Origin of the sequence: Pseudomonas sp. TREG-RG-20F-10-E-6-01 (genome assembly GCF_022662455.1) — a bacterium.
In the GTDB taxonomy this organism is placed as follows: domain Bacteria; phylum Pseudomonadota; class Gammaproteobacteria; order Pseudomonadales; family Pseudomonadaceae; genus Aquipseudomonas.
The window spans coordinates 317,350-339,209 of sequence record NZ_JAKNQP010000003.1 but is presented as its reverse complement, the minus strand read 5'-3'; the positions used below and the strand labels follow the sequence as shown (position 1 = coordinate 339,209).

The 21,860-nt window shown below is 60.4% G+C and carries 18 protein-coding genes; 9 read left to right on the top strand and 9 right to left on the bottom strand.

Annotation, left to right across the window (positions count from 1 at the left end):
* Nucleotides 1-133: 133 nt before the first annotated feature.
* Nucleotides 134-946, top strand: a complete 813-nt coding sequence (locus tag L8K08_RS11875; RefSeq protein ID WP_145160444.1) for a class I SAM-dependent methyltransferase — start codon at nt 134-136, stop codon at nt 944-946.
* Between the two features lie 137 nt (nt 947-1,083).
* Here the strand turns inward: L8K08_RS11875 and L8K08_RS11870 are convergent, their stop codons facing one another.
* Nucleotides 1,084-1,470: a TIGR03067 domain-containing protein gene (locus L8K08_RS11870; protein WP_242197011.1), complete on the bottom strand. Its 387-nt coding sequence runs from the start codon at nt 1,468-1,470 to the stop codon at nt 1,084-1,086.
* A gap of 372 nt (nt 1,471-1,842) precedes the next feature.
* On the opposite strand from L8K08_RS11870, the gene L8K08_RS11865 reads away from it, so the two are divergent.
* Both L8K08_RS11865 and lpxO read left to right on the top strand, forming a co-directional pair.
* Entirely contained in the window at nt 1,843-3,186 is a 1,344-nt protein-coding gene (locus L8K08_RS11865; RefSeq protein ID WP_242197008.1) for a Wzz/FepE/Etk N-terminal domain-containing protein, read from the top strand.
* A gap of 255 nt (nt 3,187-3,441) precedes the next feature.
* On the top strand, nt 3,442-4,341 hold the full coding sequence (gene lpxO / locus L8K08_RS11860) for a lipid A hydroxylase LpxO (protein WP_145160448.1): 900 nt from the start codon (nt 3,442-3,444) through the stop codon (nt 4,339-4,341).
* A gap of 18 nt (nt 4,342-4,359) precedes the next feature.
* Here the strand turns inward: lpxO and ligD are convergent, their stop codons facing one another.
* Both ligD and L8K08_RS11850 read right to left on the bottom strand, forming a co-directional pair.
* Complete coding sequence (gene ligD / locus L8K08_RS11855) at nt 4,360-6,870, bottom strand: DNA ligase D (RefSeq protein ID WP_242197005.1); 2,511 nt, start codon at nt 6,868-6,870, stop codon at nt 4,360-4,362.
* A 24-nt stretch (nt 6,871-6,894) separates the two neighbouring features.
* Nucleotides 6,895-7,746, bottom strand: a complete 852-nt coding sequence (locus L8K08_RS11850) for a Ku protein (protein WP_145160452.1) — start codon at nt 7,744-7,746, stop codon at nt 6,895-6,897.
* Nucleotides 7,747-7,929: 183 nt separating this feature from the next.
* Between L8K08_RS11850 and L8K08_RS11845 the strand changes: the two genes are divergently transcribed.
* Together L8K08_RS11845 and L8K08_RS11840 are read left to right on the top strand one after the other, a co-directional pair.
* A complete protein-coding gene (locus L8K08_RS11845; RefSeq protein WP_242197002.1) occupies nt 7,930-8,244 on the top strand; it encodes a hypothetical protein in 315 nt (104 codons plus the stop codon).
* Nucleotides 8,245-8,256: 12 nt separating this feature from the next.
* Complete coding sequence (locus L8K08_RS11840) at nt 8,257-9,414, top strand: PQQ-dependent sugar dehydrogenase (protein ID WP_242196999.1); 1,158 nt, start codon at nt 8,257-8,259, stop codon at nt 9,412-9,414.
* A 47-nt stretch (nt 9,415-9,461) separates the two neighbouring features.
* On the opposite strand, the gene L8K08_RS11835 is transcribed toward L8K08_RS11840, so the two are convergent.
* Together L8K08_RS11835 and L8K08_RS11830 are read right to left on the bottom strand one after the other, a co-directional pair.
* The gene (locus L8K08_RS11835) at nt 9,462-9,956 is read right to left on the bottom strand and encodes a nuclear transport factor 2 family protein (RefSeq protein WP_242196996.1); all 495 of its coding nucleotides are present in this window, start codon (nt 9,954-9,956) and stop codon (nt 9,462-9,464) included.
* Nucleotides 9,957-10,009: 53 nt separating this feature from the next.
* Nucleotides 10,010-10,573: a TetR/AcrR family transcriptional regulator gene (locus tag L8K08_RS11830; RefSeq protein ID WP_242196993.1), complete on the bottom strand. Its 564-nt coding sequence runs from the start codon at nt 10,571-10,573 to the stop codon at nt 10,010-10,012.
* Between the two features lie 125 nt (nt 10,574-10,698).
* On the opposite strand from L8K08_RS11830, the gene pssA reads away from it, so the two are divergent.
* Complete coding sequence (gene pssA / locus L8K08_RS11825; RefSeq protein WP_242196990.1) at nt 10,699-12,042, top strand: CDP-diacylglycerol--serine O-phosphatidyltransferase; 1,344 nt, start codon at nt 10,699-10,701, stop codon at nt 12,040-12,042.
* A 789-nt stretch (nt 12,043-12,831) separates the two neighbouring features.
* On the opposite strand, the gene efeO (L8K08_RS11820) is transcribed toward pssA, so the two are convergent.
* From efeO (L8K08_RS11820) to efeU, 4 genes are read right to left on the bottom strand one after another with little or no spacing between them, the layout of a single operon-like run.
* A complete protein-coding gene (gene efeO, locus L8K08_RS11820) occupies nt 12,832-13,650 on the bottom strand; it encodes an iron uptake system protein EfeO (RefSeq protein ID WP_145160465.1) in 819 nt (272 codons plus the stop codon).
* A gap of 26 nt (nt 13,651-13,676) precedes the next feature.
* The gene (gene efeB / locus L8K08_RS11815; protein ID WP_242196987.1) at nt 13,677-14,984 is read right to left on the bottom strand and encodes an iron uptake transporter deferrochelatase/peroxidase subunit; all 1,308 of its coding nucleotides are present in this window, start codon (nt 14,982-14,984) and stop codon (nt 13,677-13,679) included.
* Between the two features lie 14 nt (nt 14,985-14,998).
* Entirely contained in the window at nt 14,999-16,201 is a 1,203-nt protein-coding gene (efeO, locus tag L8K08_RS11810; RefSeq protein ID WP_242196984.1) for an iron uptake system protein EfeO, read from the bottom strand.
* Nucleotides 16,202-16,211: 10 nt separating this feature from the next.
* Nucleotides 16,212-17,057 carry an iron uptake transporter permease EfeU gene (gene efeU / locus L8K08_RS11805; RefSeq protein WP_242196981.1) on the bottom strand — a complete coding sequence of 282 codons (846 nt, stop codon included), beginning with the start codon at nt 17,055-17,057 and terminating at the stop codon, nt 16,212-16,214.
* A gap of 167 nt (nt 17,058-17,224) precedes the next feature.
* Here efeU and L8K08_RS11800 point away from each other — a divergent pair, with 167 nt between their 5' ends.
* The 3 genes from L8K08_RS11800 (at nt 17,225) to L8K08_RS11790 (ending at nt 21,630) form a co-directional block, all read left to right on the top strand.
* Nucleotides 17,225-18,241: an AraC family transcriptional regulator gene (locus L8K08_RS11800; protein ID WP_242196978.1), complete on the top strand. Its 1,017-nt coding sequence runs from the start codon at nt 17,225-17,227 to the stop codon at nt 18,239-18,241.
* A gap of 188 nt (nt 18,242-18,429) precedes the next feature.
* On the top strand, nt 18,430-19,860 hold the full coding sequence (locus L8K08_RS11795) for a glutamate decarboxylase (RefSeq protein ID WP_242196975.1): 1,431 nt from the start codon (nt 18,430-18,432) through the stop codon (nt 19,858-19,860).
* Nucleotides 19,861-19,929: 69 nt separating this feature from the next.
* Nucleotides 19,930-21,630: a transporter gene (locus L8K08_RS11790; protein WP_242196972.1), complete on the top strand. Its 1,701-nt coding sequence runs from the start codon at nt 19,930-19,932 to the stop codon at nt 21,628-21,630.
* The last annotated feature ends 230 nt before the right edge of the window (nt 21,631-21,860 follow it).

The following is a 21,860-nucleotide window of genomic DNA, read 5'->3' as shown; positions in this document are numbered from 1 at the left end:
TTCAGGGGATGGACACTCATTGGGCTAAAGACCTACGGGCTCAAATAGAAGTTTCGTCGCCCGAAAGGGTTTTATCTGATGGGCAATTGGCTTATTTTCCGAAGCCCGCTGTCATGACGATCTGGAGACGCAAATGGAGATGCCCTCAGCCCAACAGGCGATTGCTCGTAACAAGGATGCCTGGGACGCCTCCGCCAGGCTGCACAAAGACACCGCCACTTGGAAGACGCTGCTGGAGTCGGTCGCCCGGGCGGACTTTTCGTGCCTGGATCCAACGATCACGGCGTTGCTGCAAGACGTCGGCGTTGCTGGCAAAGATGTGGTGCAGCTGGGCTGTAACAACGGGCGTGAAAGCCTGTCACTGTTCGGCCTGGGTGCCCGCCGTGTGGTGGGCGTCGACCAATCACGGGCGTTTCTGCAACAGGCGTGGGAATTGGCCGAGGTGTCGCCGCATGACCCCGAGTTCATTGAAGCCGATATCCATCACCTGCCCGAACCTCTGCTGGGGCGTTTTGACATCGCCCTGGTGACCATTGGCGTACTCAACTGGATGCCCGATGTGGCGCTGTTCATGCGCCATGTGGCGAGTGCACTCAAGCCCGGCGGCACGCTGGTGGTCTACGAAACTCATCCGTTTCTGGAGGTGTTTGACCCGAGGGCTGCCAATCCACTGCTGCCGGTGAGTTCATATTTTCAGCGCGATCCGTTCGTGCTGCAGCAGTCGATTGTCTACGAAGGGCAGGGCGAGGTTGCCGGTCCGACGTCCTATTGGTACGTGCATACCCTGGGGAGCGTGGTGAGTGGCGCAATTGCGGCGCAGCTGCAGATCGAGCACCTGCAGGAATACCCGCATTGCAACCGCGAAGAGCTCTACGAGCAGTACGCCCATCAGCCGGCCCAATTGCCGCTGTGTTTCACCTTGACCGCCACCAAGCGCTGCGCCTGAGCGGTTTTCCCACGCGCAAAAAAAAGCCCGCGAGGAGAGGCGGGCCAAGTGATTCACTGGAGTAGGTAGGCCTCATCCTATAGGCCGGAAAGTGAAGGCCGTGTGAAAACCATGTTGCAAGTTCGGATGGCGGCCGATCAGCCTTTGCGCACAAAAGTGCGCATGGTTTGCCCTGGTCCCGTGCTGAATACCCTTGGCCTTGGCATGCCCGCATCGGCGGCGATAAACACAAAATCATCACCGTCCAGGCGATAGCTGGCGGGCAGTGGCTTGCCGGCATCTTCGCCGATGGCATCGACCCAGGTGATGCTTTTGGGCGAAGTGCTGCTGTCCAGCGTAAACCGGCCCGCAAGCAATACCTCGCCCTCGGTCGTCTTCACTTCGAACGTGTCCCCGGCAATCGTCGTGATTGCCCCCGGCGCGCTATGCGCGTCGGCAGGGTTGAGCACGCCACTGTCTTCGAGGGCGGTCTGCTCCCAAGCGCCTTGAAGAGTTTGATAGTCCGGATCTGAGAAAGAGTGCATGCACATTCCTTGTTGCAGGGGCTGGATTGAGGGGTGAGCACCTTAAGTGCCGAACGTTTTAACGGCGCGAATTGTAACCGCGTGGTGACCTAGATGTACCGAAAAGGGCTTTATCTGGGAGCTGGCGGAGATTTACTCAACTATTGACTACGCTTAGACATTCTCGGGCATACATTCACGATCGCCTTGCGTCGTCATCGACATGAAATAGAAACAATCTCTAATTGCATCGGATTTTTCGCATTAGCGTGTGGTCTGACTGCAGTTGGTCACTGTGCCAGGGCGTTGTCTCTGGTCTCTCCGTCATTAGAGCCTGTGCTTGAGTTCGAATGGGGTAGTGGCTTTTTAATGTCATTTTAAGGTGTTCTTATCTTGAATCGAACTTCTCCGCTCAATTCACCTGCAACGTCAGATGAAATTGATCTGTTTGAATTGTTCCAAGCCATCTGGCGGCAAAAAAAACTGATAGTGGGTTGTACGATTCTGGCGGGGATACTGGGGACGGGTTACGCACTGCTTGCTCCCAAGACATATGAAGTCAGCAGTGTGCTGCGCCCGGCGGCCATCAATGAACTGGATGCGTTGAACCGCTCCGAAGTCTATAAGCTGCCACCCGCCGATGCGCTGGACAAGGTCGGCGCCCAGCTGGACTCCTATGGCGCTCGCCTGGGTTTTTTCAAAAGCCACGAAGAACTGTTCAAGGCCTTTCAGAAACCAGGGCGAAGCCTTGAGCAGAGCTTTGAAGACTTCAACCGCAACTCGATCAACCTGATCCTGCCAGACCCGAAGAAATCCGATTCGTTGAGCAGTTATGTGCGTCTGGAGATGCAATACCCAGCGGACGTAGACGGCGTCGCGATCCTCAACGGGTTTGTCGACTACGCCGTTGCAGCGGAACGTGAGCAGGTCGGCGCCGACCTCAAGGTCATCGTCAATAACCGTTTGACCGAGCTTAGAGGCAAGATTGATGCGGCCCGCGCCAACTACGATACCGAGAAGGAATCGAAGGTCGCCACGCTGCTTGAAGCTGACCGGGTCAAGCGCGCCCGCTTGCAGGATGAACTCAGCGGGCTGCGCCTGCAGATGAAAATGGAGCGCACCGACCGCTTGGCGGAACTGGCCGAGGCGATCTCGATTGCCAAGTCCATGGGTATCAAAAAGCCTACGACGCCGTCGTCCATGGCCGACACCACACGAGCCGGTTCCAGCCAGGTGGTACGCACCGAGATCAGCAACCAGAAGATTCCGTTGTATTTTCTCGGCACTGAGGCTCTGGAAGCCGAGCGAACCGCGTTGCAACAGCGCACCAGCGATGACTTCACCAATAGCCGCATCGCGGAAATTGGCAAAGAGCTGCAATTGCTTGAAACCAACCGTGAGGTTGAAGTCCTGCAAAAGCGTGGGAATGAGGACATCTTCCTGCAAGACGTTGAGCCACTGCGGGCCGAAATCGCCCGCTTGAAAGGCCTCAACATCGACATGAGCAACTTGAAGCTGGTGTCCATCGACCGTCGTGCTCAGGAGCCGCTGACCTCGATCAAGCCGAAAAAGCTGCTGATTGTCGCGGTGAGCCTGGTCGTCGGGCTGTTCCTGGGCGTGCTGGCTGCATTGATCCGTCACTTCGTGCTGACGCATCGCAAGGCTGAACCGTACGTGACCCAAGAGACCGACCGCCGCCCACGCCGTGAGCCTACGGACGATCAGCCGCTGCCATAAGCGCGACTGTCAATGGGCCAGCGTCAATGCTGGCCCACGCTGGCTTTGAGCCTGTCTGTGGACAGCTTTTCACAATTCTTAGTTAACCTTTGGTTACAAACTGTGGCTAAATAACGGCCAATGGCCTTGGTCCGGATTGTAACCAACCCGTCCAGTCGCCTATGTGTAATCGTGATTTCAGGTGCTGCTTATCCATCCTCGGCCGTTGTGGGCACGCAGGAGCAGCCTGTTCTCTTCTGACGTGTGACGAATCCCTTGAAACTCATCATTGTTGCTCTCTACGTTGCCTCCATTGCGTATGTCCATCTGCGTGGCCGGGTGCGACACAAGTTGGGCCGCCAGCTTAGCGATCACTCGACGTTCCTTGCGCCGATCAACTGCTTCCTTTACCTGTTTTCCAAGCAGCCAAGCCGTCCCTTTTTGTCGCCCGGCGATTTTCCCGACCTGAGCCCGTTGCAAGAGCATTGGCAAGAAATCCGCCAGGAAGGCCAGAACCTGATGCGCATGGGCGAGATCAAGCGTTCCGAGCAGTACAACGATGTGGGTTTCAACTCGTTCTTCAAGTCGGGCTGGAAGCGTTTCTACCTCAAGTGGTACGGCGACAGCCACCCGTCGGCGATGAAGCTGTGCCCGCGCACCACCGAGCTGGTGCAGAGCATTGGCTCGATCAAGGCGGCTATGTTCGCCGAGTTGCCGCCAGGCTCCAAGCTGGTGCGCCACCGCGACCCGTACGCCGGCTCCTACCGCTATCACCTGGGTCTGGACACGCCTAACGATCCTGGCTGCTACATCAATGTGGACGGCGAGAGCTATTACTGGCGCGACGGCGAGCCAGTAATGTTTGATGAGACCTACATTCATTACGCGGAAAACACCACGCAGCAGAACCGCATCATCTTGTTCTGCGACATTGAGCGGCCGATGAAATACCGCTGGGCCGCGGCGTTCAACCGTTGGTTCAGCCGTAACGTGATGGCGGCCGCCGGTTCGCCCAATGATGATGGCGACAAGACCGGCGGCCTGAACCGCGCGTTCACCCGCCTGTACAAGATTCGCCTGCGCGGTAAAGAGCTGAAAAAGCGCAATCGCGCGCGTTATTACTTGGAAAAGTGGGCGATCTTCGCCGGCCTGGCGTTGATCTTTATCCTTATCTGAAACCCGCCCGGGCGCGAATCACGCGGGTGGTTTCGCGCCCAGTTTGTCCCACATCTTCTTCGTGATCTTCTGCCGATTGGCGTAGCCGGCCCACGGGTCGGCTTTGAGTTTATCCAAGCGTTCATGCAGGTTGGCGACGGTCCACTGCTGGGCGCCGCGCAAACCATTCAACTCCTCTCGACTCACCGGTACCGATACCGGCAGGCCAGGCCGTGCGCGCACCGAATAAGCGGCCACCGTACTCGCGCCGCGTGCATTACGCAGGTAGTCGATGAAGATCTTGCCGATGCGGTTTTTTGGGCCCGACGTCGCGGTAAACCGTTCCGGCAACTGCGCTGCCATGAACTGCGCGATGGCCTTGGCGAAGGCTTTGACGCTGTCCCAGCCGTCCCGGCGCGCCAGCGGCACCACCAGGTGCAAGCCTTTACCGCCGCTGGTTTTGACAAACGCTTGCAGACCAATCTCATCCAGAACCGACAACGTGAGTTGCGCCGCTTCCAGCATGGCTTTCCACGGCAGCGCCGGGTCCGGGTCAAGGTCGAGCACGAACAGGTCAGGCGTTTCGATTTTGTCGACAGTCGCGCCCCAGGTGTGCAATTCGACGGTGCCCATCTGCACGGCGCCGATCAGGGCGTCGGTGGTGTCGATCTCCAGCAGGCGCGCATGACCGGGGTCCAGTGCCGGGTCCAACTGTTTGATATTCGGAATAGCCAGGCGCTCGGAATGCTTTTGGAAGAACTGCTCGCCCTCAATTCCTTCGGGAGCGCGCAGCAGCGACACCGGGCGGTGCTGTAGAAACGGCAGAATCCACGCGCTGATGCCTTGATAGAAGTCGGCCAATTGCTGTTTTTGCGTACCGCTCTGCTTGTCGATTACGCGGTCAGGGTGCGTGATGGTCACGCCGCTGCTGACCTTTTTGGCCTTGGGGGCCGCTTTGGTGACGGACGTGGCTTTGCGCGGTAACTCGTGAATGATCTGCGCCACCGGCTTGTCGGTGCGCAACGCAATAAATGATGCTTGGCGCACCACGCCTTCGCGGGTCCACTCCGCAAAATTCACCTCGCCAACCAACTGAGGTTCCACCCAGTGCACGCCGCGCCCCTGGGCGCTGGTCAGCGGCTTGTGCAGCGGCGAGGTCTTGCGTTCCAGGGGCGTGAGCTGTGCATAGATAGCCTTCAACGATGCCTGATCAAACCCGGTACCGACGCGCCCGGCATAGACCAGCCCGGAATCGTCATTGACAGCCAGCAACAGCGCGCCAAAGCCACTGCGCGAGCCCTGAGGCCGCGTGTAACCGATGATCACGAACTCCTGGCGCAAACGGCATTTGAGTTTGATCCAGTCGGCATTGCGGCTCGACACATATGGGCTGCCGACGCGCTTGCCGATCACGCCCTCCAGCGCCAGGTCACAGGCGCTCTCGAAAATGTCGCGCTGGTTGGCGGCGAAGGCTTCGGAGAACCGCAGCAGTTTGCTGCGGCTTGCGGACAGCGCGGCTTTGAGCGCAGCGCGGCGCTCTTGTACCGGTGCGCTGCGCTGATCCTGGCCGTCGAGAAAGGGCGCGTCGAACAGGTAATACACGATGTCCAGGCTGCGGCCGATGTCGAAGGCATTTTGCAGCGCCTGGAAGTCCGGCAACCCCTCGCCATTGAGGCTGACCACTTCACCGTCGAGCCAGCTGTCCTTGAGCTTGAGGGTTTGCAGCGCTTTGACCTGACGCGGCAGGCGGTCGGTCCAGTCATTGCCGTTGCGGGTGAACAGACGCACTTCACCGTCGCGAATGCGCGCCAGCATGCGGTAGCCGTCGAACTTGATTTCGTATTGCCAGTCACCTTCGGGCGCGCGATCGACCAGGGTCGCCAACTGCGGGGCAAATTGCTCGGGCAGAGCACCGGCGCGTTTGGCGACGGGGGCTTTTTTGGCGGCCGCGGCTTTCTGGCGTTTTGCCGGCGGCTTGGATTTGCCGACCAAGGCGTCGCTGAGCACGCTTTTGGGCTCGGCCTCGACGATGTCGTAGTCATTGGAGGGGCGCGCCTGCTGGTCCTTTTCCTTGATCAGCAGCCACTGTTGCTTGTCGCCGCTGCCTTTGAGACGGGTGCGCACCAGGGCCCAGTCGCCGGAGAGTTTTTCGCCGACCAAGGTGAACTTGAGTTTGCCGGCCGCGTAGGCCTTGTGCGGGTCTTCATGGGGCTGCCAGACACCGCGGTCCCACACGATCACATCGCCCGCGCCGTATTGCCCCGCCGGAATGTTTCCCTCGAAATTGCCATAGCTGAGCGGGTGATCTTCAACGTGCACCGCCAGGCGTTTCTGGGTGGGGTCCAGGCTGGGGCCTTTGGGCACCGCCCAGCTTTTGAGCACGCCATCGAGCTCCAGGCGAAAGTCATAGTGCAGGTTGCGCGCGTCGTGTTTTTGAATCACGAACGACAGCGCCGAGGCTTTGCGTTTGCCCGCGGGCGCACTGCCGGCTGGCTCGGCGGTAATCCCGAAATCACGTTTGCGGTTGTATTCGCTCAGGGGCTTTGCCATGTCGTTCTCCAGCAAAGGGCGGGCTCAAGAGGCCTTTTTGGCGGATTTCTTCGCGGCAGGCTTTTTCGTTGTGGGCTTGGCGGCGGGCTTGCCGGCCAGGCTGCGCTTGAGCAGTTCGGTGAGGTCGATGACATCCGCCGATTTGCGCTCCTCGCTGCCTTCCTGGCTTTCCACATCTTCGATCTTGCCGGCCTTGGCCTTCTTCGCCACCAGCGCCATGATTTTGTCCTGGAAACTGTCGCGGTATTTGTCGGGCTGCCAGTCGGCGCTCATGTCCTCCACCAGGCGTTTGGCCATGTCCAGCTCGCCTTTGGCCAGGCTCGGCTTGGTGACGTCGCTGCCCAATTCCAGTTCGTCCAGGCTGCGCACCTCGGCAGGCCACCGCAGCATCACCAGCACCAGCGCCGATTCCAGCGGCATTAAGGCCGCCAGGTGCTGCTTGGTGTGCAGCACCACGTTGGCCAGGGCCACCTTGCCGGTTTTTTTCAGGGTTTCGCGCAGCAGTGCGTAGACCTTGCCGCCGCGTTTGTCCGGGGCCAGGAAGTAGGGCGTGTCGATGTTTTGCAGCGGGATCTGGTCGCTGGCGACAAAGGCGATGATTTCGATGGTCTGGGTCGACTTGGGGTGCGCCGAGCGAATTTCGTCCTCGCTGAGCACCACGTAGCGGCCTTTCTCGAATGCCACACCCTTGACGATGTTCTCTTTGGTGACTTCCTTGCCGGTGGTCTTGTTGATGCGCTTGTAGCCCACCGGGTCCATGCTGCGTTTGTCCAGCCAGTCAAAATCAACGCCTTGGGAAGACGTGGCTGAGACCAGTGATACCGGGATGTGGACCAAGCCGAAGCTGATCGCGCCTTTCCAGATTGCCCTTGGCATGCCTGCAATTCCTTGAGAAGAGACTGTGTTCTGGTGACTCACAGGCGCCGGGAAAAGTTTCGGCGAGCAGATGCGCGGACAGATTGTGTTACACCTGATGAGAAACTATTTAGTGTCGAAAGCCGAACCCAAGGCGTAGCGTGTTATCGAAAGCACGTACCACTGCCCCAGAGAGGCTTTGTCATGAACAGCTGTGTGCGTCACCTTGCAGTACTGGCGTTGGGCCTGGCGCTGACGCCATTGGCCCAGGCGCAAAACCTGCCTGGCAGCTACGACTCCAACAACAGCCCTATTCATCGGGCCAACCCCAACAGCATGCAGGGCACCCAGCCCAATGCGCCGGCGACACGCGGGATTCAGACCGGACCGACCAGTCCCGCACCCACCGTGCAAAACGGCGGCATTGGCAATCGCTATCCCAAGCGTGAGGCCGCCCCGAGCCGTCCCACCACCGACACCAAAGCCCCCACCTATGACGCCAACGGCAATCGCCGGTAAGGACTCCGTCTTATGTTGCTACGCAAAACCCTTCTAGCCGCTATTTGCGCAACCACGCTGCTGCCACTGGCTGCGGTTCACGCCGCCGATGCCCAGCAATTCCCGAGCGAACAAGGCAGCATCACCGCGACCCCAATCGTCAAAGGCCTCGACCATCCCTGGGCAGTGGCGTTTCTGCCGGACAAGCAAGGCTTTCTGGTGACCGAACGCCCAGGTCATCTGCGTTTTGTCAGCCCCGACGGCAAGCTTTCTGCAACGTTGACCGGCGTGCCCCAAGTGTGGGCCAAAGGGCAGGGCGGTTTGCTGGATGTGGTGCTGTCGCCCGACTTCAAGCAGGACCGCATGGTCTACCTGTCGTACGCCGAAGGCGGCGGCGAGGGTGGCAAGGCCGGCACCGCCGTCGGACGCGGGCGCTTGGCTGATGACCTGAGCGGCCTGAAGGATTTCAACGTGATCCTGCGCCAGGAGCCCAAGCTGTCCACCGGCAATCACTTTGGCTCGCGGTTGGCCTTCGACCGCGATGGCTACCTGTTCGTGACCCTGGGTGAAAACAATGATCGCCCGACCGCTCAGGACCTGGACAAACTGCAAGGCAAGGTGGTGCGGATCTTCCCGGACGGCCGCGTGCCGGAGGACAACCCCTTTGTTGGTCAGCAGGGCGTACGCCCCGAGATCTGGTCCTACGGCCAGCGCAACCCGCAAGGGCTGGCGTTGAACCCCTGGAGTGGCACGATCTGGGAAAACGAACACGGGCCACGCGGTGGTGATGAAATCAACATCATCGAGCGCGGCAAGAATTACGGTTGGCCATTGGCGACCCACGGCATCAATTATTCGCTGACACCGATTCCCGAGGCCAAGGGCAAGACGGTGGAAGGCACCGTGGCGCCTCATCACGTCTGGGAGAAATCGCCGGGGATCAGTGGCATGGCGTTTTATGATGCCGACCGCTTCAAGGCGTGGCAGCACAACTTGTTCATTGGCGCTTTGGCCAGCCAGGAGTTAATCCGCCTGCAGTTCGACGGCGACAAGGTGATCCATGAAGAGCGTTTGCTCGCAGGTTTGAAAGCGCGCATCCGCGATGTGCGGCAGGGGCCGGATGGGTTTCTGTATGTGCTGACTGACGAGGATAACGGTGTGCTGTATCGGGTCGGCCTGAACCAGGACTGAATGCGAGAGCGGGGTTGCCCGCTCCCACATTTTGCATTGCAACCGGCTTAAAGCCCGAGGTCGGACAGCCCCGGATGATCATCCGGGCGCCGGCCCAGCGGCCAGTGAAACTTGCGTTCGCTGGCCTTGATCGGCAGGTCATTGATGCAGGCAAAGCGGTTGGCCATTAGACCGTTCTCGTCGAACTCCCAGTTCTCATTGCCGTAGGAGCGGAACCAGTTGCCGGAATCGTCGTGCCATTCGTAGGCATAGCGCACGGCGATACGGTTACCGGTGAAGGCCCACAATTCCTTGATCAGCCGATAGTCCAGCTCTTTGGCCCACTTGCGGGTCAGAAAACCCTTGGCCTCTTCGCGGTTGTGCGCAAATTCAGCGCGATTGCGCCATTGCGTGTCCGGTGTGTAAGCCAGCGACACGCGGTGCGGGTCGCGGGAATTCCAACCGTCTTCGGCCAGGCGAACCTTTTCGATGGCCGACTCGCGGGTAAACGGTGGCAGTGGCGGGCGAACTTCTGTGTCGGATGACGGTGCCTTGGATGACATGGGGCAGCTCCTGAAAACAATGAGGTCTATCGAAAGTTGCGCAGTTGATGCGTTCAAAGTTGCAATAACGTTCGCGCCATGCATTGCGCATTATCAGCAGCTGTTGAATCACCCATCACCAGGGCAACGGTAATGGCGCCGTCGATCAAGATCAGCAGTTGCGCGGCCTGCTGTTCAGGGTCGGGGGTGCCATGTGCTTTGCACAGTTCCAATGCGTAATCGAAGAGTTTGCGTTTATGCGCCTTGGCCAGCAGGCGCACCGGGTCGTGCGGGTCGCCGGTTTCACCACTGGTGTTGATGAAGGCGCACCCGCGAAAGTCTGCCGAGCCAAACCACGCCTTGAGGGCGTCGAACAGCGCCAGCAGGCGTTCTCCACTGCCTTCACTGCGTTCGACTTCGCTGCGCAGCCACTGCATCCAGCGCTCATCGCGGCGGTGCAGGGCGGCAATCACCAACTCATCTTTATTGGCGAAGTACCGGTAAACACTTTTGCGCGAAACGCCCGCGGTTTTCACCAGCAAGTCCATGCCGGTGGCGGCGATGCCATGGCGATAGATCAACTTCTCGGTAACATCGAGGATAATATCGCGGGTGTCATTGCTGATTGATTCATTCATGCCGTGCACAGTAGAACGATCGTTCTCCATGGTCAATTAACTTTTTTCCATCTCGGGCGACGAGACCTGAGCTGCCCCATGGTGTAAGCTCGGGGCCTCTTCGGATTCGACCCATTGCGAGCCTTATGCCGTCGTTCTTCAAACGCTCCCTGTTGCCAAAACTGCGTGGTTTCCCACTGTCTCCCGAGTCGATCGACGTGCTGTCCGGCGCCGATGCGTTTCGCCGTTGCCTGCTGGACAAAATCCCCCAGGCCACGCGGCGCATCTACATCGTCGCGCTCTACTTGCAGCAGGATGAAGCCGGCCAGGAGATCTACGATGCCTTGCACGCCGCGAAGGCTGCACGGCCAGCGCTGGACATCGTGGTGGTGGTGGATTCGCTGCGCGCCCAGCGCGGCCTGATTGGCGCAGGCAAGCAACCCGGCAACAGTGCCTGGTACCAGGCCATGACCCAACGCCACGCCAGTGAAGTGCCGGTGTACGGCGTGCCGGTGCAGACCCGTGAACTGTTCGGCGTGTTGCACCTCAAGGGCTTTGTGATCGACGACAGCGTGCTGTACAGCGGCGCGAGCTTGAATAACGTGTACCTGCACAAGTTCGACAAGTATCGTTTTGACCGCTACCACCTGATCCACAGCCAGGCGCTGGCCGACTCGATGCAGCATTTGCTGGAGCACGGCTTGATTGCCTCCAAGGCCGTGCATCGCCTGGACCTGCCGAACCCGCCCACCACCCGCAGCCTGCGCAACGATATCGGCGACTTGCGCAGCCGCCTCAAGCATGCGGCGTATGACACCACAGCCGGGCTGTTGCCCAACGGCCACATGCTGGTAAGCCCGCTGCTGGGCGTCGGCAAGAACAACCCTCTAAACCGCGTGATCCTCGAGTTGATCGCCAGTGCCCAGCATCAGCTGACTATCTGCACGCCGTATTTCAACCTGCCACTGCCGGTGACCCGGGAAATCAATCGCGCCCTGGCGCGCGGGGTCAAGATCGACATCATTGTTGGCGACAAAACCGCCAACGACTTCTACATCCCGCCCAGCGAGCCGTTCAAGGTGATCGCGGCGTTGCCTTATTTGTATGAAATCAGCCTGCGCCGCTTCGCCAAACGCCATCAGCCGATGATCGACAGCGGCCAGTTGAACCTGCACCTGTGGCGCGACGGCGACAACACCTATCACCTCAAGGGCATGTGGGTTGACCAGCGCTACACCTTGCTCACCGGCAACAATCTGAACCCACGGGCGTTCCGACTCGACCTGGAAAACGCCTTGCTCATCGATGACCCGCGCGGCCAGTGGCTGGAGCCGCGGCGTACCGAACTGGCGCAGATTTTTCAGCACACCACGCGCATCGAAGGGTATCAACAGTTGCAGACCCTGGTGGACTATCCGCCGGCTGTTGGCAAGTTCCTGCGACGTGTCAGCCGCGTGCGCATCGAGCGGTTGCTTTACCGCATCTTGTGAACCCTCACGGCGTAGAGCAGCAGCCGGGCCTGATTCCGGCCCGGCTGCGCCCACGCCTCAGGACAGTTCCCGCAACGCTGTACATGCGTGACTGGCAGGCGCGCCACGCCGACTGGACGGGCAACTGACGCAAGCCAGGTTTGAACAGGCCGCACTGCGCTACAAACGCGAAAACTCATCGACCAGTGCTGGCCACTCGGCCGAAGCTGAGTGCGCAGGCCGAGGCTTTCCGCAGCACATCGACGCACGCAGAGCGGATGGAAAACTGCAACAAACCCATTCACTGGTTGATGATTGGCGACATCAACGACCAGCCCATTCCTCGTAACGCCTCGATCCGGCTATTCATTGACGCGCTCAGCAATGCTGCATGCCCAGTGCGGTGATGAATCCGGCGGACGGCTATGCGCAACTGGTAAATGCCGCCATCAAGGGCCTATTCAAATTGTCGCATCTGGCCCCCAGCGCTTCGATGCTGGGCAAGACAGCGCCACACTTGTTAACCGTAGAGGAGAAGTTGAGGATTACTGGTTGGCGGGAGGGTGGGATCCTGCACCTGCACTTGCGTCGACGGGCGTGGCTGGAACCAGCCAGGGAATCGCCGTTATCGCGCCAAGGGTCAATGGTTTCTGGTATGCGATCAATCCAAAAACGGGGAGGGCGGATGCCACGCCATTGCCTGACTTCAAATCGACAGCCCCAATGGCCGTCTAAGCGGTCAAACCCGACACCAGGCTGAAGCAGTCCCAGGCCCTGCACTTGCATGAGTGCAGGGCCTGGGGCTTTTTATCAGTTCAGGCCGAGCTTGCCGCGCAGGGTCGACAGGTCTTCAGCCAAGGTGTTGACCGGGCCTACCAGCGCCTTGCGGTCGTTTTCCTTCACTTTGTCGTACGTCTCGAAGCCGCCATCCTTGGTTTTGTACTTGGCCAGGATCTTGTCCACGGCAGCGAAGTTCTTGTCGACTTTGGTCAGGAAGACCTTGTCTTGCTTCTCGATCTGGCCGCGGAACAGGTCGACGATTTTCTTCGCGCCGTCGATGTTGCCCTGGAAGTCATACAGGTCGGTGTGGCTGTAACGGTCTTCCTCACCGGAAATCTTGGTGGCGGCCACTTCTTCCAGCAGGGCAGCAGCACCGCCGACCACTTTCTCAGGTGGGAAGGTCAGGCCGTCAACCCGGGTTTTCAGGTCGTTGACGTCAGTGTTGAGTTTGGCGGTCAGCGCTTCGAGGCCTTTGGTGGTCTTCTCGGAGAACAGCACGTACTCGATGCGGTGGAAGCCGGTGAAGTCTTCGGCGGTCACGCCTTTTTCGTGGTCGTCAACGCGCGAGTCGATGGAGGCGTCGAGGTCGCTGAACAGCTCGGCGATCGGCTCGATGGACTCATAGTGAACACGGGTCGGGGCGTAGAGCTTCTGGGCGGTGGCCAGGTCGCCCTTGTTGATGGCGTCGGTGAACGCCTTGGTCTGGGTGACCAGCTCACCGATTTCTTCGGTGACGTAGATCTTGTAGTCCGACACCGGGCCTACCAGGTCCAGAGGCGCGGTAGCGGCGAATGCTGCCAGCGGCGAGAGGGTCATTAACAACGACAACGCGATAGTCGACTTCTTCATGGGACGTTTTTCCGCTCTGGTTTGTTTTAGGTGTTGGCAGTGGTTTGAGGGTGCGTTGCAGCGAGTAGCGTGCGCCCGATGAAATCCTTGGGCCCTGTGACCCCCGGCAAGGTGAAGAAGTACCCGCCGCCGACCGGCTTGAGGTATTCCTCCAGAGGCTCGCCGTTGAGCCGGGTTTGCACGCTGATGAAGCCTTTCTCCAGGTCAGCCTGGTAGCAGATGAACAACAGCCCCATGTCCAGCTGACCGTTTTTGTTGACGCCGTTGGAGTAGTTGAACGGCCGACGCAGGATCAGGTTGGCCTGAGTCTGCGGGGTGCGCGGGTTGGCCAGGCGGATGTGGGCATCAAGCTTGGTCAGCTTGCCTTCCGGGTCCTTGCTGTAGTCGGGAACCTGGCTTTCCTTGTCGCCATCCATGGGCGCGCCGGTGGGTTTGATGCGCCCGATAATGCTTTCCTGCTCTTGCAGCGGGGTACGGTCCCAGCGCTCGACGAAATTGCGGATGATGCGCACGGCCTGGTAGCTGCCGTTGGCGGCCCAGGCGGGCTCGTCGCTGCCGGGCTGCACCCAGACAATCTGGTCCATGGCCTTGTCGTCGTTGGAGTTCGGGTTGGCCGAACCGTCACGGAAACCGAGAAAATTACGCGCGCTCTGCGCAGGCTCGCCGGGTTTGGCCGGCGCTTGCGGCGGCACGCTGCCTTCCTGTTTCCAGCGCACCAGCAGCAGGTCCGGCAGGTTTTTGACGATGTCGCGCAGGGCGTGGATATTGGTGTCCGGGGTGTTTGAGCTGAATTGCAGGCTCAGGTCGCCGTGGCACTGCGCCGGCTCCAATGCGTCGTTGGGGAAGCCGACCATGCGGCTCAGGCGCTTGGGTTTGACGGCGGTGAGGCCGAAGCGCTCATCGAACAGCGACTCGCCGACGGACACGGTGATGGTCAGGTTATCCGGCGTGACCACCGGGCCCAGAATGCCGGAATCGGTAGGTGGCAGTTTCGGATCGACTTGCGGCACGGTGCCGCCGGTCATCAGGAAGCTGATGCGCTCGTTCAATGTGCGAAACAGACGCTCCAGGTCTTCGCGGTCACTGGCCAGTACGTCAAACGCCACCAGCATGCCGCAGGCCGGGCGTGGGGTGACGATGCCGCTCTGGTGCTCACCGAAAAAATCGTGATGGTCCTGCGTCTTGTCACTGCGCGGTGCAGTGGTGACTTGCTCGGCCGCAGCCGCCGCCATGGCCGGGCAGCTCAAGCTGCTGCCGGCAATCGCGGCGCCGGTGGCCGCCATGCCCAGCAGGACACGGCGACGTTGCGGGCAAAACTGTTCTGAATCACTCATCTGTTAGTTCGTCTTCACTGCAGGCCGGAAAGGCCAAGGGCGGGGTCGATTCCATCGAGTACAGCGGCCAGAGCCTTGGCCTTGTCGGCGATCTGCTTGCGCTGATCGGCGGTGACGCTGTCGTAGCGGCGGTACTGGCCGTCGACTTTCAAACCATTGAGCTCGGTATCGAAGGCGGCGAGGGCGCTGTCGATTTTCGGCAGCAGGTCCGCTGCGGATTTGGTCAACAACGGGCGCATCAACTCCACCACCTTGTGGGCCGCTTCCAGGTTGGCGGCAAACCCGTTCACGTCGATATGGCTGTAGCGTTCCTCTTCACCGCTGGCGGCGCGGACATCCGCCAGGCTGTTGAGGTTGCGCACCACAATGCTCACCAGTTGTTCCGGTGGCAGCGATTGGGCCAGCAGTTGTTGCTTGAGCGTGGTGACGTCGGTGACCAGGCGTTGCGCAATCGGGGCCAGGCCCTCCACGCTGTGCTGCTGGAACAGGCTGTATTCGAGGCGATGGAAGCCGCTGAACGCCGGGTCTTGCTCGCGCTTTTCAAAGTAGTCGGCGCGTGCGTTGATGGCGTTATCCAACTCGGCCAGGCGTTGCGAGGCCGGCGCCAGGCGCTGGTAGGCCTCACGGGCCGGCACATAGAGTGCCTGCGCCTGAGCCAGGTCACCGGCTTCAATGGCCTGTTGCAGCGCCGTAACGGCCTTGACCAGCGCACTGCCCTGGCCGCTCAGGTACACGCGGAACTCCGACAGCGGGCCGATAAACGCCACCATCGACGGCTTGGCCTTGGCCTGGGCGTCGGACTCAGCCGTCGGCGTCACGTGCAACGTGCCGCGCGGGTTGCTCAACAGCCCGCAGGTGATTGCATAGTCGCCGGGCAGCAGGTTGGCGTTGATCACCTGGCTGAGGCCAGGGGCGATATTTTCGCGCTCCTCGATCACCAGCACGCCGTCGAGGATTTCCCACTCCACCGCGCGGTCGGAGCGGTTGATGATGCGAAAGCTCGCGTGCCCGGCGGGCACGGTCAACGCGTTGGGTTCGCAAGCGTGGCCATGGATGGTCACCGCGATTTCATTGTGGTTGGTCTGACGTTTGGCGGCGGCCAATTGCGAGGCGTAATAGAACAGCGCACCGGCGCCGATCATCACGACCACCGAGCCGGCCACCGCCCAGCGCAGGGCGCGGGAAGGCAGAGCCGGTTGAGGGGTTGGGTTGGACAAGAGACGGTCCTTACTGGCTGGAAACGGAAGAGGTGTTAGCGACAGGCCTGGGTGGGGCGGACGGCAGGAAGAACATCACCAGCGCCACCACCAGGTAAATCAGATACGCGCCCAGGGTGCTGATGGTCGGTGCGTCCTGATAGCCGAACATCCCGGCCAGCACCGAGCCCAATGGGCCATCCATCGGCAGTGTCGCGCTGAAATCGAACAAGACGGTTTGCCAGTGGTTCCACACCCCGGCCTCGTGCAGGGCTTGTACCGAGTTGGCGAGAATGCCGGCGGCAACCACCAGGATGAACAAGCCGGTCCAGCGGAAGAACGCACCCAGGTTCAAGCGCATGCTGCCGGTGTAGATCAGGAAACCGACGATGATCGCCAGGATCAGGCCGAGCAGGGCGCCAATCGGCGTGCCCGGGCCTTCGCTCTGCTGGAACACCGCGAGCAGGAAGAACACCGTCTCCAGGCCTTCACGGGCCACGGCGAAAAACACCATGGCGATCAGCGCGATCACCTGATGCTTGGAGCCGGCCAGGGCGTGGTCGAGGGATTCGTGCAGGGAATGCTTGATGGAGCGCGCTACTTTGCGCATCCAGAACACCATGGAGCTGAGAATGCCGACGGCCACCAGGCCGACCACACCTTCGAACAATTCCTGTTGTTTTTGCGGGAATTCGGCGCTGACCAGTTCCAGGCCGCCGCCGACCAGCAGCGCCAGGGCAGCGGCGAGAAACACGCCGATCCATACCGCGGGCATCCACTGGCCGCGGCCGGTCTGTTGCAGGTAACTGGCGATGATGCCAACGATCAATGCTGCTTCAATGCCTTCGCGCAGCATGATTAGAAAGGGAACGAGCATTCGGCACCGCATCATGACTGGATAGGATGCTAATTTGTAACATAATGATACTCATTACTAAACAGGGAATATTGCGCTTTGCTGAACTGCGGCTGAACGGTGGTGGCGAATCGCAACCGCCCTTATGATGCACCCCATCTTTTGCAGCATTGAATAGCCCGATTCCCATGGCGGAAAAAGACACCATCTCTATCCATCTTGTGCTCGAAGCCTTGCTGCAAAGCTGCGCGCCCGGCGCGGCCACGGTGGAGGCGTTGAGCAAGGTTGGGATAGACCCGGCGTTGCTCGACCAGCCCGACGCCCGCGTGCCCGCCACGGCCTATGCACGCCTGTGGCGCTTGCTGGCGCGGCGCACGGATGATGAATTTTTTGGAATGGACCCGCGCAAGCTCAAGTCCGGCAGCCTGGCGTTCCTGTGCCGCGCCGCCATGGCGCAACCCAATCTGGGCGAGGCCCTGCAAACCGGGCTGGGGTTTCTGTCGCTGATGCTTGAGCAGATGCCCGCGCAATTGGTGCACCAACAAAGCCTGGCGGAAATCGTGTTGGCTGAACCTGCGCCCAAACGCGCGTTTACCTATTTCACCTATTGGATGATTGTGCACGGCGTCGCCTGTTGGCTGGCTGGCCGGCGCATCCCGATCCTTGCGATTGAGCTGCGCTGCCCACAACCGGACTTTTACGACGATTACCGGGTGATGTTTTCTGAGAACCTGCGTTTTGATCGGCCGCGTACGCGCATGATCTTTTCTGCAGACTGCCTGGACGTGCCGATCAAGCGCAGCCCGGAAGAACTCAAGCGCTTTCTTGCCCATGCGCCGGCCAACATATTGGTCAAGTACCGCGACCCGGATAGCCTGGCCACGCGCATCAAGCACGATCTACGCCAGATGCCCGCCGATACCTGGCCGGAAACCGAGGGGTTGGCGGCCAACTTGTGTATTTCGGCGTCGACCCTGCGACGCCGCCTGGCGGATGAAGGGCAGACCTATCAGGGGCTCAAAGACAGCGTGCGCAAGGAGCTGGCGATTGTCTGGTTGGCAGAGCCTCAGGTCAGCTTTGCCGAAATCGCCGGGCGCTTGGGGTTTGCCGACACCAGTTCGTTCTACAAGGCGTTTCGCAAGTGGTCCGGGTCCAACCCCGGGCATTACCGCAGCTTGATATTGAACGAAGCGTTGAGCCAATAGGTCATTGGAACGCTGCCGAGCCTGTGCGAGCGGTGACCCGCAGCTTCAATGATCCAGGTCACTCTCCGGCGCCCGTGTCCGTGTGATAGTCAGCGCAACCGTTCCATCGCTTGTCTCCTGACGCAGCCTGATCGGCACTTGTCGCGATCAACGTCTACGCCATTTCCCTCATTCAAGAGCAGGATTTCATGGCACTTCACAAAACCGTAGAAACCCAAGACCAAGCCATCGAAGACGTGTATTCGAGCGGTTCGTCCCAGCACACCTTGCCCAAGTACCGTTTGCCGAATCACTCGACCACACCGTCGGCGGCCTACAACCTGGTGCGCGATGAACTGCTGCTGGACGGTAACTCGCGGCAGAACCTGGCGACCTTCTGCACCACGTGGGTCGAGCCCGAAGTGAAGCAGTTGATGGCCGACGCCCTCGACAAAAACATGATCGACAAGGACGAGTACCCGCAAACCGCCGAAATTGAAAATCGGTGCGTGCACATCATTGCCGACCTCTGGCACGCACCCAAATCCTGGCAAACCGTGGGCTGTTCGACCACAGGGTCCAGCGAAGCGGCCATGCTTGGCGGCCTGGCCCTGAAGTGGAGCTGGAAAAAACGTCGCGAAGCCGCGGGCCTGCCAACTGATAAACCGAACTTCGTGTGCGGGCCGGTGCAGATCTGCTGGAAAAAATTCGCCCGCTATTTTGACGTGGAAATTCGTGAAGTGCCCTTGCGCGGTGACGCCTTGGGCCTGCTGCCGGCCGACCTGCGGGAGTATTGCGACGAGAACACCATCGGCGTGGTCGCGACCCTGGGCGTGACCTTCACCGGTATCTACGAACCCGTCGCCGCGCTGGCCGCCGAGCTGGACGCGATGCAGCGCGACCTCGGCCTGGACATCCCGATACATGTTGATGCGGCGAGTGGCGGGTTTATCGCCCCGTTCATCCAGCAAACGCTGCAATGGGATTTTGTGATCGAACGGGTCAAGTCGATCAACGCCTCGGGCCACAAATACGGGCTGGCGCCGCTTGGCGTGGGCTGGGTGATTTGGCGCTCTACCGAAGATTTGCCGGAAGAATTGATCTTCTACGTCGACTATCTCGGCGGCAACATGGCGACCTTCGCGCTGAATTTCAGCCGGCCGGGCGGTGAGATCATTGCCCAGTACTACAATTTCCTGCGGCTGGGGCGCGACGGCTACACGCGTATTCAACAAGCCTGCTCCGACACGGCGCAGTGGCTGGCCGCGCAAATCGCCAAGTGTGCCCCGCTGGAATTGGTGTATGACGGCAAAGACGGGCTGCCGGCGGTCTGCTACAAGCTCAAGGACGGCATCGACCATGGCTTCAGCCTGTATGACCTGTCCGAGCGCGTGCGCATGCGCGGGTGGCAGATCGCGTCCTACCCACTGCCTTCAGACCGCCAGAACATCGTGGTGCAACGCATCCTGGTCCGCCATGGCGTGAGCCGCGACCTGGTAGCACTGTTGCTTGATGACCTGCGCAAGGCTATCGAGTATCTGCAGAAAAAACCGGTGGCCAATTCCGACGCCGGGCCGAGTTTCAGCCACGGCGCGATCGCCGATCCGGTGATCCCGGCAGACACCCCCAACCTGGCCTGACACTCCTCACGCTCACCGGGCCTTGAGGCTCGGTGCCCTAAGTGTTTGCCTTGCCAGGTGCGAATTATCGTGACTGCCATCTTCAGTTTCTTGCACGACAACCCCTATATTCTGCTGTTCCTGGTGGTCGGCCTGTCCGTCTGGGTCGGGCGCGGCACCATCAAGGGGTATGGCTTGGGGGCGGTGGCCGGGGCCATCGTCATTGGGTGCGCCATTGCGACCTGGGCGTCTTACTACGGCGTGCATTTCGAGCTCGATAACTTCACCAAGAGCCTGTTTTATTACCTGTTCATGTACGGCGTCGGGCTGCGCGTGGGGCCCTCGTTTATCAATAGCCTCAAGGGCGATGGGCTGAAATTCACCTTTCTGGCGATACTGTCGTCGTTCCTCGGCCTGGGCATCGTGGTGCTGGGTGTGAAGCTCTTGTCGCTGCCGGTGGGCGCCGCTGGCGGTATTCTTGCCGGTTCACAAACCATGTCTGCGGCCATCGGCTCGGCGGAGCAAGCCCTTACCTCCGGCGTCGTCCTGCTGCCGCCGGGCACCACGGTCGCCGCGGCGACGGCCATGATCGCGTTGTCCTATGGCATCACCTACATCTGGGGCACGGTCGGCATCATCCTGATCTGCAAATACCTGCCGCGCTGGTGGGGGGTGGATGCACGCGCAGCGGCCAAGGCGTATGAAGTCGAACACGGCGTGCCCAATGTCGATGACGCCGGGCTCAGTGGCTATCGGCCTTTCGACTTGCGCGCGTACCGATTGGTGAACAGTGAATGGGCGGGGCAGACCATCGCGCAGTTCCGCCAGCAATTTGCGCTGTACCAGATTGAGAATGTCGAGCGCGGCGATCAGTTGCTCGGCGCCGATCCCGCACTGGTGCTGCAACTGGGCGATATCATTGCCCTGGGCGGCAGCCTCGACGCGCTGACCGATCACATGGGCCTGATCGGGCCGGAAGTGCCGGACGCCCGGGCGCTCAACATCCCGCTGGATGAGGCGGTGATTCTGGTGACCCACCGTGATGCGATCGGCAAGCAGCTCAAGCAGTTCAGCCAGTCATCGATTGCCGGGCAGGTGCAATTGGTGGGCATCGAACGCGGCGGCGCGCCCATTCCTCTGGGGCTGGAAACACGCCTGCAACGCCTGGATGTGATGCACCTGATCGGCTTGCGTACCGCCATCGACAAAGCCACGGCGTTACTCGGCAAGGCGGGGCGGCCGAGTACCGCGACCGATCTGCTGACGCTGTCACTGGGCATGGTGCTGGGGTTGCTGATCGGTCTGATCCAAGTGCCGGCGTTCGGTGCAGCGGTGGGCCTGGGCAACGCGGGCGGCTTGCTGGTGTCGGGGATTATCGTCTCGTCACTGGTGTCGCGCGTGCGCTTTTTTGGTAATACACCCAACGCCGCCCGCAACATTCTTGAAGACATGGGGCTGATTTTCTTTGTCGCGATCGTGGGGGTGAACGCCGGCGCCAACCTGGTTTCACAAATCAGCCCGATCATCGCGTTGAAGGTCGTTGTGCTCGGCTTTGTCGCCTGCACCGTTCCGCCGTTTATCGTCTGGGCGGTGGGGTTTCATGTGTTCAAGATCAACCCAGCGATCCTGATGGGCGGCGTGGCCGGCGCGCGTAGCCACTCCGGACCGGCGCGTGAGGCCGCCAAGGAAATCGACAGCAGCGTGCCCTGGATCGGTTTTCCTGTGGCGTATGCGGTGTCGGGCATTTTGTTGACGGTGTTTGGCTACTTCGCGATGGTCCTCGCACGCTGACGCCGGCTCAAGAGGCGCCTGGCCCCACACACTGTGCGCAGCGTTGATCGTCGGCGGTGCAGCCGGCGTCCGCCATCGCTTGCTTATAAGCCATAGGGTCAAGCAGCGCCGTGTAGTAAACACGCTATGAAACTGCAGGGTTCTGTTTCCTTGTGAACTCATCACTGTGAAAAATTGAAGCACAACCTTGGCGTTAACCCTGGCGACTCAGGCATAAAAAAAGCCCCACG

Coding starts and splice junctions, on each gene's coding strand:
- L8K08_RS11850 (WP_145160452.1), bottom strand. CDS start 7,746: ATGCCAAGGGCAATCTGGAAAGGCGCGATCAGCTTCGGCTTGGTCCAC.
- L8K08_RS11795 (WP_242196975.1), top strand. CDS start 18,430: ATGGCACTTCACAAAACCGTAGAAACCCAAGACCAAGCCATCGAAGAC.
- L8K08_RS11840 (WP_242196999.1), top strand. CDS start 8,257: ATGTTGCTACGCAAAACCCTTCTAGCCGCTATTTGCGCAACCACGCTG.
- L8K08_RS11800 (WP_242196978.1), top strand. CDS start 17,225: ATGGCGGAAAAAGACACCATCTCTATCCATCTTGTGCTCGAAGCCTTG.
- L8K08_RS11845 (WP_242197002.1), top strand. CDS start 7,930: ATGAACAGCTGTGTGCGTCACCTTGCAGTACTGGCGTTGGGCCTGGCG.
- efeB (WP_242196987.1), bottom strand. CDS start 14,984: ATGAGTGATTCAGAACAGTTTTGCCCGCAACGTCGCCGTGTCCTGCTG.
- L8K08_RS11830 (WP_242196993.1), bottom strand. CDS start 10,573: ATGAATGAATCAATCAGCAATGACACCCGCGATATTATCCTCGATGTT.
- L8K08_RS11870 (WP_242197011.1), bottom strand. CDS start 1,470: ATGCACTCTTTCTCAGATCCGGACTATCAAACTCTTCAAGGCGCTTGG.
- efeO (WP_145160465.1), bottom strand. CDS start 13,650: ATGAAGAAGTCGACTATCGCGTTGTCGTTGTTAATGACCCTCTCGCCG.
- ligD (WP_242197005.1), bottom strand. CDS start 6,870: ATGGCAAAGCCCCTGAGCGAATACAACCGCAAACGTGATTTCGGGATT.
- efeU (WP_242196981.1), bottom strand. CDS start 17,057: ATGCTCGTTCCCTTTCTAATCATGCTGCGCGAAGGCATTGAAGCAGCA.
- L8K08_RS11875 (WP_145160444.1), top strand. CDS start 134: ATGGAGATGCCCTCAGCCCAACAGGCGATTGCTCGTAACAAGGATGCC.
- L8K08_RS11835 (WP_242196996.1), bottom strand. CDS start 9,956: ATGTCATCCAAGGCACCGTCATCCGACACAGAAGTTCGCCCGCCACTG.
- pssA (WP_242196990.1), top strand. CDS start 10,699: ATGCCGTCGTTCTTCAAACGCTCCCTGTTGCCAAAACTGCGTGGTTTC.